Annotated in this window: 11 protein-coding genes and 1 tRNA gene; 4 read left to right on the top strand and 8 right to left on the bottom strand. The window is 63.0% G+C overall.

The genetic code is table 11. The features are described 5' to 3' along the window. Position 1 precedes the first annotated feature (1 nt). On the top strand, positions 2-856 hold the full coding sequence (locus H2510_RS05400) for a patatin-like phospholipase family protein (protein ID WP_186627326.1): 855 nt from the start codon (positions 2-4) through the stop codon (positions 854-856). An 8-nt stretch (positions 857-864) separates the two neighbouring features. Here H2510_RS05400 and H2510_RS05395 read toward each other — a convergent pair whose 3' ends face one another. Next, the gene (locus tag H2510_RS05395) at positions 865-1,740 is read right to left on the bottom strand and encodes an amidohydrolase family protein (RefSeq protein WP_186627325.1); all 876 of its coding nucleotides are present in this window, start codon (positions 1,738-1,740) and stop codon (positions 865-867) included. Further along, positions 1,727-2,407, bottom strand: a complete 681-nt coding sequence (locus H2510_RS05390) for a dienelactone hydrolase family protein (RefSeq protein WP_186627324.1) — start codon at positions 2,405-2,407, stop codon at positions 1,727-1,729. The genes H2510_RS05395 and H2510_RS05390 overlap by 14 nt, the downstream gene beginning before the upstream one ends. Positions 2,408-2,554: 147 nt before the next feature. On the opposite strand from H2510_RS05390, the gene H2510_RS05385 reads away from it, so the two are divergent. Beyond that, entirely contained in the window at positions 2,555-3,529 is a 975-nt protein-coding gene (locus H2510_RS05385) for an NADPH:quinone oxidoreductase family protein (RefSeq protein WP_186627635.1), read from the top strand. Between the two features lie 102 nt (positions 3,530-3,631). Next, positions 3,632-4,219 (top strand): DUF998 domain-containing protein, encoded by a 588-nt coding sequence (locus H2510_RS05380; protein WP_186627634.1) that lies wholly within the window; start codon positions 3,632-3,634, stop codon positions 4,217-4,219. Between the two features lie 8 nt (positions 4,220-4,227). Here the strand turns inward: H2510_RS05380 and H2510_RS05375 are convergent, their stop codons facing one another. After that, entirely contained in the window at positions 4,228-5,007 is a 780-nt protein-coding gene (locus H2510_RS05375) for a class I SAM-dependent methyltransferase (RefSeq protein ID WP_261392751.1), read from the bottom strand. 117 nt (positions 5,008-5,124) lie between these two features. On the opposite strand from H2510_RS05375, the gene H2510_RS05370 reads away from it, so the two are divergent. Then, positions 5,125-5,201, top strand: a tRNA-Met gene (locus H2510_RS05370). A 62-nt stretch (positions 5,202-5,263) separates the two neighbouring features. Here the strand turns inward: H2510_RS05370 and H2510_RS05365 are convergent. From H2510_RS05365 to H2510_RS05345, 5 genes are all read right to left on the bottom strand, one after another. Continuing rightward, positions 5,264-5,899 (bottom strand): LON peptidase substrate-binding domain-containing protein, encoded by a 636-nt coding sequence (locus H2510_RS05365; RefSeq protein ID WP_186627323.1) that lies wholly within the window; start codon positions 5,897-5,899, stop codon positions 5,264-5,266. A 2-nt stretch (positions 5,900-5,901) separates the two neighbouring features. After that, positions 5,902-6,804: an alpha/beta fold hydrolase gene (locus H2510_RS05360; RefSeq protein ID WP_186627322.1), complete on the bottom strand. Its 903-nt coding sequence runs from the start codon at positions 6,802-6,804 to the stop codon at positions 5,902-5,904. Between the two features lie 188 nt (positions 6,805-6,992). Continuing rightward, on the bottom strand, positions 6,993-9,575 hold the full coding sequence (locus H2510_RS05355; RefSeq protein ID WP_186627321.1) for a non-ribosomal peptide synthetase: 2,583 nt from the start codon (positions 9,573-9,575) through the stop codon (positions 6,993-6,995). A 148-nt stretch (positions 9,576-9,723) separates the two neighbouring features. Then, positions 9,724-12,261, bottom strand: coding sequence for an ABC transporter permease (locus H2510_RS05350; RefSeq protein WP_186627320.1), 2,538 nt, complete (start codon positions 12,259-12,261; stop codon positions 9,724-9,726). Between the two features lie 2 nt (positions 12,262-12,263). Further along, positions 12,264-12,995 (bottom strand): ABC transporter ATP-binding protein, encoded by a 732-nt coding sequence (locus H2510_RS05345; protein ID WP_186627319.1) that lies wholly within the window; start codon positions 12,993-12,995, stop codon positions 12,264-12,266. Positions 12,996-13,016 lie beyond the last annotated feature (21 nt).

The following is a 13,016-nucleotide window of genomic DNA, read 5'->3' as shown; positions in this document are numbered from 1 at the left end:
GTTGCGTACAGCATTGGTTCTCGGTGGTGGTGGGGTTGCCGGCATCGCCTGGCAGACCGGCTTGTTGCACGGTATGGCCTGCTCGGGTGTCGACGTGACGGCCCCGGGGTGGTCCGATATGGTGCTCGGCACGTCAGCTGGATCGACCGTGGCAGCGCAAGTGACCAGCGGTACTTCACTCGGCGATCTCTACGCGCGGCAGATCGATCCGTCCCTGCAGGTAGACGAGCTGCGAGCGGACGGTTCCTTGACGGACGTCCTCGACCTGTTCGCTCGGGCAACCGAGCGGGCAGGGGGGAACGAGCAGGAGTTCGCCCGGCTGGTCGGTGCTGCCGCGATCGCTGCTCGAACCGTTCCCGAGGCCGAACGACGCACCGTCATCGCGCAACGGCTCCCCTCACACCGATGGCCCGACCGCGATCTTCGCGTGGTTGCAGTCGACGCCGTGACCGGACGCCACCGAGTGTTGGATCGAGGCTCGGGAGTGCAGCTGGTCGACGCCGTGGCAGCGAGTTGCGCGATCCCCGGGATGTGGCCGCCGGTTACCATCGGCGATCACCGCTATGTCGACGGCGGGGTCCGATCCGATGAAAATGTCGATTTGGCAGTGGGTTTCGCGCGCGTGCTGGTGCTGAAGGTCGGTCTCGTCGAACCCTCGGGCGGGAAGTTCGAGCGTGAGCGTGCACGTCTGATCGCGCGCGGATCTGCTGTGGAACTCGTGCAACCCGACGAAGACGCTGTCGCTGCTATCGGACCGGACCCAACCGATCCGGCCAGGCGCGCAGACACCGCCGAAGCGGGGTTTGCTCAGGGTGGCCGGATAGCCGATGCGATAGGCGCATTCGGGAGGGCCTGAGCCTTTCGCTACAGGAACAGGCTCGCTCCGTTTCGATAGCACACATCCGACACCCACTCGTCTCCCAGATCGAGGCGAGCCACCGCGGTCAGTGCGTTCAGATACGGATACGGAATGTTGGGGAAGTCGCTCCCGAACAATATGCGGCCCTGAAGATCGATCAGTTTCGATCGACCCGATTTCGGGAACGGCCAGGATGCTTCCGAAAAATCGGTAAACGCCATGGTCGTATCGAGGCGCACGTTCGGATACTGCAACGCTATCTGAAGGAACTCGAGATATTCGGGCATGCCCATGTGCGCGATGATCAGCGGAAGTCGCGGAAAGCGTTGCAGTAGCGTGGCAATCGATTCCGGCCCGGTGTGTGGTCCGGAAGCCGGCCCCGAACCGCAATGGATCACGACGGGTATCGCCGCGTCCTCGAGGATCCCCCACACGCCGTCGAGCAGTGGATCGTTCGGTGGATAATTTCCGACCTGTATGTGGGACTTGAAAATTCGAGCGCCGGACGCCACCGCCGATTCGACGTACTGCGTGGCACCTTCCTCGGGGTAGAACGTTGCGGTGTGCACGCAATCGGGCACCCGCTGCGCGAACTGTGTGCCCCAAGAGTTCAGCCACTCCGCCATGCCTGGCTTGTGCGGGTAGATCATCGAGGTGAACCCTCGTACGCCGAACTCGCGCATCATCTCGATACGCGTGTCCTCGTCCTCCCGATAGGTGATCGGCCAGGCCATTCCGGTGAGCGGCCCCGCGGAGTCGAAGTACGTCCAGACCTTGTCCATGACGTTCTTCGGCATGAAGTGGGTATGTACATCGAAAAGTCCGGGCAACCCGAGGTCTGTCCAGAAAGACCGAATCTGCTCGGTTTCAGTGGGCGACATGGCCGTCGAACCACTCGAGCGTCTTCGTCCAGGCGTCGGCTGCGGCCTCAGGATTGTAGACCGCGGGCCGGTCGTTGCAGTTGAATCCGTGCTCGGCCTGGGCATATCGGGTGATGTCGGTCGACACTGGTGACGTCGCTACCGCGGTACGCAATTGCTCGACCTCGTCGATGGGAATGCCCTTGTCCAGGTCGCCGAAGAACCCGTGCCAGGGCGTCTGCAACGCATCGGCGACCGACAACATGGCCGGATATCCGAAGCGTCCCTTTGAGATTCCGCCGCCGTAGAACGTCGCTGCGGCGCCGACAGCGCGTCGTACAGCGGTCTGGAAGGTGACCGATCCGCCCATGCAGAATCCGACGATCGCAGTCTGCTGTGGCTCGAACCCGAGTTCGGCCAAGGCAGAGAATCCGGCGTCGACATCGGAGTCGACCTCGCTTGCCTTCAGTGCGCCGATGGCTGCCATGGCCGGGTTCATGTCTTCGTACGCGATGATTTGGGTTTGTTGTCGATGGAATAGATGGGGCGCGGTGGCGACCCAGCCGGCATCGGCGAATCGTTGGCAGATATCGACGATGTGGTCGGTGACGCCGAAGGCCTCCTGGACTACGACGACACCGCCGCGGGGTGTTCCGGAAGGCATGACTGTGGTGAGGGGGGTGGTCATACCTCGATTGGACCACCTCGGCCGATCCATCTCCGCCCCGGCCTCCCCCGGCCGGGTCCGCGGTCCTCCCGCCGGTTTTGTACCGTGGGTCACACGGCGCTTCGCGCCTTGATCGAAATGGGACTTTTCCCGATGAGAGGACAGTTCATGCGTGCGGTGCACATCACGAAGCTGGATGGACCGGATTCGGTCGAGATCGTCGACGTCGACGAACCGGTCGACGACGGGAAGTCCGTGCTGATCGACATACACGCCGCCGGGGTCGCCTTCCCAGACGCTCTGCTGACTCGTGGCCTCTACCAGTACAAGCCGTCGTTGCCGTTCGTGCCGGGCAGCGAGATAGCGGGCATCGTTCGGTCGGCACCCGAGGGATCCGGGTTCACCGCAGGTGATCGCGTCGCCGCCCTGACCGGACTCTCCGACGGTATGGCCTCGGTCGCCGCCGTGGCACCGGAGACCGTCTTTGCGCTCCCGGACGCCGTCTCGTTGACGGCGGGTGCCGGACTGCTGTTCAACGATCTGACGGTGCATTTCGCGCTACGTGAGCGCGGACGTCTCACCGAGGGCGAAACGGTTCTCGTGCACGGCGCCGCCGGAGGCATCGGTACCTCGGCGCTGCGGATGGCTCCGGTTCTGGGCGCTGCGCGCGTCATTGCCGTCGTCAGTTCGGAAGCGAAGGCCGAGACCGCGCGGGCCGCGGGCGCCACCGACGTCGTGCTCGTGGACGGATGGAAGGACGCGGTGAAGGCGCTCACCGGAGGCAAAGGCGTCGACATCGTCGTCGATCCCGTCGGCGGTGACCGGTTCACCGACAGCATTCGTAGTCTTGCGCCTTCGGGTCGGATCCTGGTGATCGGGTTCACCGGCGGTGAGATCCCGACGGTCAAGGTCAACCGACTGCTGCTCAACAACGTCGACGTCGTGGGGGTGGGCTGGGGCGCATGGTGGATGACGCGCCCGGGCTACCTGAAGCAGCAGTGGGCCGAGGTCGAACCACTGCTCGCCTCGGGCAAGCTGACTGCGCCCGAGCCGTCGGTGTTCCCGCTCGAGAAGGCGGGCGAGGCAATTGCTTCTCTCGAAAATCGAACCGCCGCAGGCAAAGTCGTCCTGACGCTCAGCTAGTCCGGCCGATCGACCTCGCGGGCGTGCGCCAACGCGGCCACCTCCGCGGGGAAGACGTTCTCGAAGACGAACGGATCGGTTCCCAGCACTGAGGAGTACGACATTCCACGTAGGAAAGCACGCGCTGCAGGCCTGCTCTTCGCCTTCGCCTCGCTGCAATATGTGCTGCTCGAGGCATTGACAGCCTCACGATCCGAGGGCTACCGGTACGCCTATGACACCGTCAGCGATCTCGGAGTGCCGACAACATCGGACACCTCATGGCTGATGAATGTGGCCTTCTGCGTGTCCGCGATCTCGGTGCTTGCTGCGGGCATCTGTTCGGCGTCACTGCTGGGACGTCGGCGATGGGTGTATCTCGGAGCGATAGCCGCATACGCCCTCGGCAGCGTGCTCGTTGCCGTCGTCCATGCCGGCGACGGAAATGCGCACTTCATCGGTGCGGTCCTGGCGATCGGCGCCGGAAACGTCATTGCTCTGCTTGTCGGCACGGGCGTTCCGACCTGCCCGCGTTGGTACTCGAAGGGCAGCGTCGGATTGGGGGTGCTCGGTTTCGTTGCATCCGGTCTGCTGATCGCCGGTGTCGGCCCGGTGGGTGTGATGGAGCGCGCGTCGATCTATACGTTCACCTGCTGGGAGCTGCTCACCGCAGCAGCGCTCGGGTTGGTTGTTGCGCGTACGAAGCGATAGCGATCGTTTTACACCGTTCCCCGAGCGAACCACGCGCGTGCTTCCACCGTGAAGGGCTGCTCCGGGTGATCGAAGGTGTCCAGGCAGGCCAGCCGAAGCGCGTCGCGGCCGCTGTCGTCGAGCGTCGCGAGGTAGGCACCGTGAGGGCCGATACCGAGGGTGAACGGCTCCCACCAGTCGTCGAAGTTCGCGTACGAGCCACGGGCCGTGAGCGCGCCTTCCTCGACATCGGTGAGGCCTGCCTCGCGGAACACCGCAGCAATCTCGCCTGCGGTGTCACCGGTCAGCTTCATCTTCTCGCCGACAGTGGGGTCTGCGGCGACCATGAACTGGCCGAGGATCCGCATCGCGGGCATTCCGCGGCGGTCCCATTGACACGCCGCCACCGTCCCCCCAGGCCTGCTTACGCGGGACATTTCGCGCACACCGGCAACCGGGTCGCTCATGAAACCGATGACGAGACTTGCCAGCGCGGCATCGAACGAGTCCGTGTCGAAGGGCAGGCTCTCGGCGAAGCCCTCGCGGACATCGACTCCCGGATTGCCGGCCCGGCAAGCCTTGACGAAAGGTGCAGACGGATCGATTGCCGAGACAGCTGACGCACCGACTCGCGACACCAGCTCACGCGTCAAACCGCCAGGACCACAGCCGATGTCGACGACGCGCATGCCCGCCTCGATGGGGATGGCATCGGCGAATGCCGGTGCCAATGTCGGCAGATAGCGTCCGATCAGCCGGTCGTAGCCCGCCGCCGGCGCTGCGAACATCCGAGAAGTCTCTTCGCGCATGGCTCTCATCATCCGCCCGGACGTGGCATAAGGGCAATCACCTCGGCCGCTGAGGCGGTGGTTGACCTGGCGATTGGGAGATCCGCCCTGGTGCATGTAATGTTTGTTTCACAACGACGCGGGGTGGAGCAGCTCGGTAGCTCGCTGGGCTCATAACCCAGAGGTCGCAGGTTCAAATCCTGTCCCCGCTACCAATGTAAGACAAAGAACCAGCACCCTCGGGTGCTGGTTCTTTTTTTGTTTACATTTCAGCCGGTCAGGTCAACCTGAACTTGACGATGTCGGTCACGTTGTCGACAGCGTCGACGAGTACCCGTAGCCGTTCGGACGGGCCGGGTGCCTCCAGGACGTCCTGACGGTCGGCCTGCCCCATCGGAACCTGTGCGGCAAGGGTGAACAAGCGTTCACCCGCCTCGGCAGGAAGAGTGGAGAAGCTCGGATCAGGCGGTGGCGCAGCGCCTTCGGCTCGGGCCAGGTTGCCGATCAATGCGTACAGCGCAGAAATCTTGTCCTGCAGTGACTCGAACTCGGATTCGGGCGGCGGAGCGGCCGCGTTCTCGTCGGCCCATACACGAAGGTCGGCGCGCGGGTAGGGGTCGTCCTCCAGCCACGCGTCGATCCGAAGTCGTTCGCTCCCAACGCATTCCACGTAATGTCTGCCGTCACCGACCTCTTCGTGGGCGACGATGTGAGCAGCCGTTGCAATATGGTGGCGCACATCTCCGCCTCCGGACTCTTTCCCTCGCGCAATCAGCACGACCCCGAAACTGGGGTCCTCCATGGCGAGACAAGCGGCCAAGAGTTCCTGGTAACGCGGCTCGAAGATGTGCAGAGGAAGACGCTCCCCTGGCAGCAGCACGCTGCCGAGTGGAAACATCGGCCACAGCGACATCGTCAGTCCGACACTGCTGTTGTCGGTGCTGTCTTGACCTTGGAGCTCGCGGTGAGAAATTCGTCGAGAACGCGGAAGAAAAGATCCGGCTCGTCCAGCTGCGGGAAATGTCCTGCGTTGGAGAAGATCTCGACGCGACTGTTCGATACTTCCCGCCTGACGTTGTCGGCATGCGAGGCCGGAATCATGCGGTCCTTACCGCCCCAGACCAGTAGTGAAGGGATCGATTCGAATTTTGCGAAGTGCTGCTTGGCGCTGACCGTCTGTCCACGTGGACCGACGACGGCGCGCGTCGAGGCGAGGAAAGCCTCGCGGGTCTGTCTGTCGGACACCGACTTGAACGAGCGCCACGTTTCCGCCATGCTCGCGCCCGGCCGCACCGGAAGCCCCCATTTGTTCAACTGCCCCACGACGCTCTCGGCGTTCTTTCGTACCCAGTCGGACGCCAGTACCGGAAGAACGAGCTCACTGCCGGGCAAGGTGGCAGCCTTGAGCAACAGGCTCACTTCGGTGCCGAGGCCGCCGCTGCTGACGAGCGCCAACCGCTCGACCAACCCCGGGAACAGGTAAACGATCTGCATGACGATCCCGCCGCCCAGCGAATGGCCGACCATTGGCGCGGACTCGATGTTCAGATGTCCGAGCAGGTCGCGGATCGTCGCAGCATGTGAGCTGAGCGAATAGTCTCCGGACGGCTTGTCGGATCGGCCGTGGCCGAACAGATCGGGCGCGATGACACGGTGCCGCTCCGACAGGCGCTCGATTTGTCCTGCCCAGGACTCGTTCGATCCCAGCAAGCCATGCACCAGCACAATCGGTGGACCATCACCGACGTCCACATAACGAAGTACGTCTTTGTGCAGTTCGACCGAGTCCATTGGGTAACGCGGTGAGTCCTTGTTCATGGGTCGAGAGCCTCCCGGCTGCGTTGCTACAGCGTCGAAAACCAACGTACGCGTATCGAGGGACCGAGGACAGCTCATCGAGTCCTGGGTCACGTTACAAGGCTGCATCGAAGACTGGTAGCCATCACGATGACTGGCGATGGACGTCATCAGCGGTCTGCGGCTTCGCCGCCTTTCTATCGAGTCGGTCATCTGTGATCTGTCCGTTCCCGCCGCCTGCGCCTGTGCAATGCGTCGTCGATGATGTCGGCAACTCTGGCGACGATAGGTTCGCGAACCATGTCGATGTGATTGCCAGGAACTTCTCTGATGACGAGATTGCCCGTCGCCAACGTTTCCCAGGAGCGTCGATCGGAGGTGTTCTCGCCCGTCACGACGACGGTGACCGGGCCGCTCCACGGCTTCGGTCGATGAGCGTCGAGTGCTCTGTAACCGATGATGCCGAATGCCAGCCACCGTTCGGTGGTCGGAAACCGGACCAACCCCGCCAGTGCCACCGACACCGCCCGGCGAGCGAGCGCGGGAAGGCAGGGTTTACGGAGCGGTGCCCTGTCGGGGGCCGCTTCGAAATCGGTGTTGCCCTCCGACAGCTTGTCCAAGATCGTTCGGTACAGGCGAGGGTCGAGCAGAATCAGCTCTGCGACTATGTCACCGTCCGATTCGAGAATGCGAGCCATCTCGAGCGCAATCCATGCCCCTAGTGAATGGCCGACGAGCAGATATGGCCCCTGTGGCTGAATCCGGCGGATCTCGCGGACATATCGACGCGCGGCTCTGCCGATACTGCGGTCCGGAAGTGCCTTTTTTCCAAGCCCTTTGGCTTGTATCGCATACACGGGACGGTCGTGGTCCAGGTGATTGGCCAGAGGGATGAGTCCGACTGCTGGTACGCCCGCTCCCGCGATGACGAAGAGGGGAGCCGCCGAACCTTCGCTCCGCAGCGGAACCAGAACTCCGTCGTGTGAAGACCTTGCGGTGTCCAAATCGGCATCGGCGAGCTTGGCATCGACAGTCCGGGCCAGGCTACGGATGTTCATCGCCTGCGCGAGTTCCTCCGTGGAGATCTCGACGTGGAAGGACTGTCGCACTCCCACCACGATCGTGGTCAGAGCAAGTGAGGTGGCACCCAGCGCAGCAAAATCCGCGTCGCGATCGATCTTGTCCAGCCCTAGTTCCTGTTGAACTATATTGCCTATCCACCTTTCGGTGGGTCCATCGAAAGCGTTGTCGGATGCGGACTCCGGCAACTCTTGGGAGTCGAAAAGTTTCGAACGATCGACCTTGCCTCGTTCGTTCCGGTCGATCCTGTCCACCCGGGTGATATGTGCGGGGACTGTCCATTCCGGCAAATCTCTCCGCAGTGCATCGCGCACTGCGGCTACAGAAGATCGATCGGATACGAAGTACGCGACGAGTTCCTTGCCTGATTCGACATCGCGCGCAACGACCGTGGCATCGTCCACACCGTCGATAGTACGAAGTGCCGCTTCGACTTCCGTGGGTTCCACCAGGTAGCCGGACACTTTGATCACATCATCGACTCGACCCACGAGGTGCAGAACCCCGAACCGATCGATGCGACCTACATCTCCGGTGAGGTAGCGGTGAGTTGCGTCGTGAGTACTGAAACGCGAGCGCGTCAACTCTTCCAGCCCTAGATATCCATCGGCCGACAACGGCGCCGAGACCCGAATTTCGCCGATTTCACCCAACTTCCGCGTCCGACCGCCTACTCCGACGATCTCCACGATCTTTCCGTGTGGGCTGTACCCGGCAGGAATGAACCCGAGTGGAAGTGCCTGGTCCGCGCTGTAGGAATTGTAGGCGACTACACCGGATTCGGTTGTGGCGTACCAGTTGACGAAGGTTGCATCACTACCGAGCACGGATCGAAAGAAGCGTACGTCGGAAGAGTGAAGTGATTCTCCGTACGTGGTGACGACGCGAAGTGACGGGATTGTGTTCTCGGGTACGGAGCCTACGAGAGAAGGTGGCACGTTCGAGGTGAGTAGCGTCGTACGCACGCTACTCACCAGCGAAGGTGCGCAATGCAAAGTCGTGATGGAGCACCGCTCGATCCATGCCGCCAGCTGGTCCGGGTGGACAGCTCGCGGATCGCGGCAATGCACCTGTGCGCCACTGAGAAGACCTGCGAACAGGGTGTTGATGCCGGCACTGAAGCTCACTGGAAGCACACTCCCCACACGGTCACGTGGTCTGAGCGCCAGGGCCGAGCTGACTTCGTACGCTTTGCTCAGACACATCCGGTGGCTGAGCAGAACTCCCTTGGGGACGCCCGTCGATCCGGAGGTGAATGCGATCATCGCAACTTGATCCCCGGTCACCGTCGGGAGCGGCGCAGCCGAGTCTTCGGCGTCGAAGATGTCGGCAGTGTCCATCCGCAGTGCGGCCGCCTGCTCGACGATCTGCCGACGTCGAGTCTCGGGCAGGTTGGAGTCGAGAGGTACCAGTGAGCGCCCGGATGCGATGACCGCAAGCATCAACGTGATCGACTCGGTCGTGTTGCACCCGTCCACGGCGATGGGACTTCGATCGATCTGGGTCAGGTTCGCAATCTTGCGGGCCACCGCATATGTCCGGTGCAGAAGCTCGTCGAAGGTGAGTACACCGTCGTCGGCGACCAGAGCCGTCGCGTCGGGTAGCGCGTGGGCGACCTCGCACAACCGATCCAGCAGAGTGTCCCGCAGATCGGGTTTGCACATCGGCGCGAGATCGGAGTGTGGGGACGTGTCGGTCGGATGAAGCGACATGCCCCCCCTTGCAGTGCTACAGCCCATTCGGGTCTTGACTAGAAACCGTCGTTGAGTCTGTTTACGCGCTACAAGGTAACCCTAGGGTCGTTTTATGCGCAACCCTTATGACATCGTTACATTTGGACAAGAGGGTGGGCATCGACGATCAGGCGTCAGCAATGGCCTCCAACGGCCGCGTGCGCGCAGCTCTGGCGGCAGGCCAGAGGGCCGCTCCGACTCCGACGATCGCCGACCCGATCAGCATCCCGATGACCTGCCCCCACGGAACCGTCATGACCCCGAGCCCTTCGTCGCGAAGCGTCCGCACGAAACCCCAGCCGAACACTATTCCGAGGACCAGCCCGACGATGGCACCGAACAGCGCTATCAAAAGGGACTCGAGATAGATGGTGCGGCGCACCTGGGCACGCTGCATCCCCACAGCCCGCAACATCCCGATCTCTCGACGGCGCTCGACCACGGATAGAGCGAGCGTGTTGATGATGCCGAGAATCGCGATCACGACTGCCAACGCGAGGAGCCCGTAGAGAACTGCAAGCAGAGTATCGATCTGTTGGCTCTGGCTGCCCTTGAATTGGTCGCGATCCTGTACCTGTACGACGACGAACGGCTTCGTCGACGCCTCGAGGTCGCTGCGTAGGACATCGAGATCGGTGCCTGCAGCCGCGCCGACGAGAACCACGATGTCCGAGCGCACGATGCTCGGGGTCACCTGCTGGTAGACGCTCTCGGAAACGAGCCAGTCACCGACCAGAGGACTGTCCTCGTAGATGCTGGTGACGGTCACCGGTACGCGCACACCGTCGAACGAGTCGAAGTCCACCACGGTCCCCAGCTGCCAGTTCTTCTCGCTGGACGCCGACTGCGAGACCGCGATGCTGTTGCCGGAAAGTTCTGGATCGCCCTCGACAACTGTTCGATCGAACAGGCCGTCGGGAGTCCCGTCGAGGGCAACCCCGAAGCTGGGTTCACCGGAGATGTTCACCTGTACCGGGTGCAGTATTGCGACCTTGTCCACCCCGGGGGTGTTACGGGCGGCTTGTCCTGCCCCGACGGGAACACCGATGGCCTGAGGTCCACTCAGGATGTAGTCCGCCTCGATTCCAGTGTCGACGAGCGCGTCCACACTGGCTTTCGCCGACGCACCGAGTACGCCGATGACGGAGACGAGCATCAGACCGAGCATCAGAGCGAAGGCAGTTGCTGCCGTTCGGCGGGGGTTGCGGACCGAGTTGGTCCGTGCGAGACGGCCGATCGCACCGAAGGGCCGAGTGAGCACCGATCCCAATGCGCCGACAATCGGCCGCGAGAGTGACGGAGCGGCCAGCGCGACGGCGATGATGACGGCAACGGCCCCGACTCCGACGGTGCCGGCAGCGGCTCCGCCTGTCGATTGTGCGCCCACGACCAGTGCAACCGCGCCGAGCGCGCCGATCACGATCCCGAAGATCGTGCGCATGCGAAGACTGTCACCCGCAGAGGCGAACTCTTCTCGCATGGCCGCGATCGGCGGGATCTTGGCGGCACGTCGGGCCGGTGCGTAGGCACTCAGTACGGTCACGACGATCCCGACGAGAAAGGCCACGAGGACGGTTCTCGGTTCGAGAGCAAGTGTGCCCGAAGGTAATCCGACGTCGAAGGCGTTGAGCAGAGCACGCAGGCCGTAGGCGAGCCCTACGCCGCCGGCGAACCCCAGCGCGCTACCGATGACTCCGACGATGAGCGCTTCGAGCACTACCGAGCGGCTGACCTGGCCGCGGCTTGCACCGATGGCACGGAGCAATGCGAGTTCGCGGACCCGCTGCGCCACGATCATCGAGAAGGTGTTGTAGATGATGAACGTGCCGACGAGTAGCGCGATGCCGCCGAATGCCAGCAAGAAGTAGTTCACGAACGACAACGCGGATTCGATTTGGTCCTGAGCCTCGGCGCGTACCTCGTCTGCTGTCTGCACCTTGGCATCCGGTAGCGCGGCGGCGATCTCCTCGCGTAGATCGGCCTGGGTCATGCCCTTTGCCGCGAGATCGTTACCAGCGACGTCGTAGTACTGGACATGCGAGCCATCCGAGAACAGCTCGTTCGCTTGGCTCTGCAGGAACTGGACTCCGATATAACCGCCGGATTCGGCTGCGGTGTCGTAGATCCCGGTCACAGTGACATCGACCGTGCCCTTGGACGGAATGAGGACCTGCGTCGAGTCCCCGACGGTGAGGCCGGACCTCTCTGCGCCACCCTCGTTGATCGCGACTTCACCGGGGGCAGTGGGCGCAACACCGGAGAGGAAGTCTTCTTTCGCTCCGAGTCGCTGTTCATCGGGGATGTAGGCCTCCCCGATGGTGGGCGCACCGCCGGACTGGACGGTCGTTCCGGACTTGTCGAGAACGACGATCTGCCCACCGACGTAGGGCATGACCGCGGCTACGTTCGGTAGAGCCGCGATGGTCGCGGCATCCTGGGTGGGGACTCCGCTAGAGCCGACTTCTTCCGCACTGACCCGAACATCCGCACCTGCCGCGGTATCGGAGAAGATCGAGGAGAAGGTGCGTTGCAAGGTATCGGTGAACACGAACGATCCGGCGACGAAGGCCGTTCCGAGCACGACCGACAGGACAGTGAGTGCAAGGCGAACTTTGTGTGCGGCAAGATTTCTCAGTGAGACCTTGCGCATGGGATTGGCGGCCATGATCAGACCGTCTCCAGCTGCTTCATGCGGTCGAGGACTGTCTCGGCTGTCGGATTCGCCAGTTGATCGATGACAGCGCCGTCGGCCAGAAACACGACGCGGTCCGCGTAGCTTGCCGCGCGCGGATCGTGAGTGACGATCACTACCGTCTGATCGAATTCGTCGGCCGCGGCGCGCAGAATGCTCAACACCTCGCCGGACGAACGCGAGTCCAAGTTGCCGGTCGGCTCGTCGCCGAAGACGATGTCGGGCCGGCCTGCGAGTGCTCGCGCGCAGGCGACGCGCTGCTGCTGTCCCCCTGACAGTTCGCTCGGGCGATGATCGAGACGATCACCGATCCCGAGCTTGCTCACCACGGTGTCCAACCATTCCTTGTCCGGCGTGCGGCCGGCGATGTCGAGAGGGAGGGTGATGTTCTCCAGTGCCGTCAGGGTGGGGACGAGGTTGAACGACTGGAACACGAAACCGATTCGGTCTCTGCGCAATCCGGTCATCTGCTTGTCGGACAGGTCGGTCAGTTCGGTGTCACCGATCGTCACGGTCCCCGACGTTGCGGAGTCCAGGCCCGCAAGGCAGTGCATCAGTGTGGATTTTCCCGAACCGGAGGGCCCCATGATTGCTGTGAACTCGCCGCGCGCGAACTCCACGCTCACCTCGCGCAGAGCGTGGACTTGGGTATCCCCGGAGCCGTAGGTTTTGGTCAGGGCGATCGCGCTGGCGGCGATATCAGTCATAGTGTTCAGTCTTTCAGTGTT

It is taken from the genome of Rhodococcus sp. BP22, from assembly GCF_014281965.1.
GTDB lineage: Bacteria > Actinomycetota > Actinomycetes > Mycobacteriales > Mycobacteriaceae > Rhodococcoides.
Note: the sequence above shows the minus strand (reverse complement) of the source record. Positions and strands in the feature narration are given on the sequence as shown.

What these genes read in the sequence shown, in the direction of transcription:
- H2510_RS05395 (WP_186627325.1), bottom strand. Translation starts at nt 1,740, where the DNA reads ATGTCGCCCACTGAAACCGAGCAGATTCGGTCTTTCTGGACAGACCTC.
- H2510_RS05390 (WP_186627324.1), bottom strand. Translation starts at nt 2,407, where the DNA reads ATGACCACCCCCCTCACCACAGTCATGCCTTCCGGAACACCCCGCGGC.
- H2510_RS05385 (WP_186627635.1), top strand. Translation starts at nt 2,555, where the DNA reads ATGCGTGCGGTGCACATCACGAAGCTGGATGGACCGGATTCGGTCGAG.
- H2510_RS05375 (WP_261392751.1), bottom strand. Translation starts at nt 5,007, where the DNA reads ATGCGCGAAGAGACTTCTCGGATGTTCGCAGCGCCGGCGGCGGGCTAC.
- H2510_RS05365 (WP_186627323.1), bottom strand. Translation starts at nt 5,899, where the DNA reads ATGTCGCTGTGGCCGATGTTTCCACTCGGCAGCGTGCTGCTGCCAGGG.
- H2510_RS05360 (WP_186627322.1), bottom strand. Translation starts at nt 6,804, where the DNA reads ATGAACAAGGACTCACCGCGTTACCCAATGGACTCGGTCGAACTGCAC.
- H2510_RS05355 (WP_186627321.1), bottom strand. Translation starts at nt 9,575, where the DNA reads ATGTCGCTTCATCCGACCGACACGTCCCCACACTCCGATCTCGCGCCG.
- H2510_RS05350 (WP_186627320.1), bottom strand. Translation starts at nt 12,261, where the DNA reads ATGGCCGCCAATCCCATGCGCAAGGTCTCACTGAGAAATCTTGCCGCA.
- H2510_RS05345 (WP_186627319.1), bottom strand. Translation starts at nt 12,995, where the DNA reads ATGACTGATATCGCCGCCAGCGCGATCGCCCTGACCAAAACCTACGGC.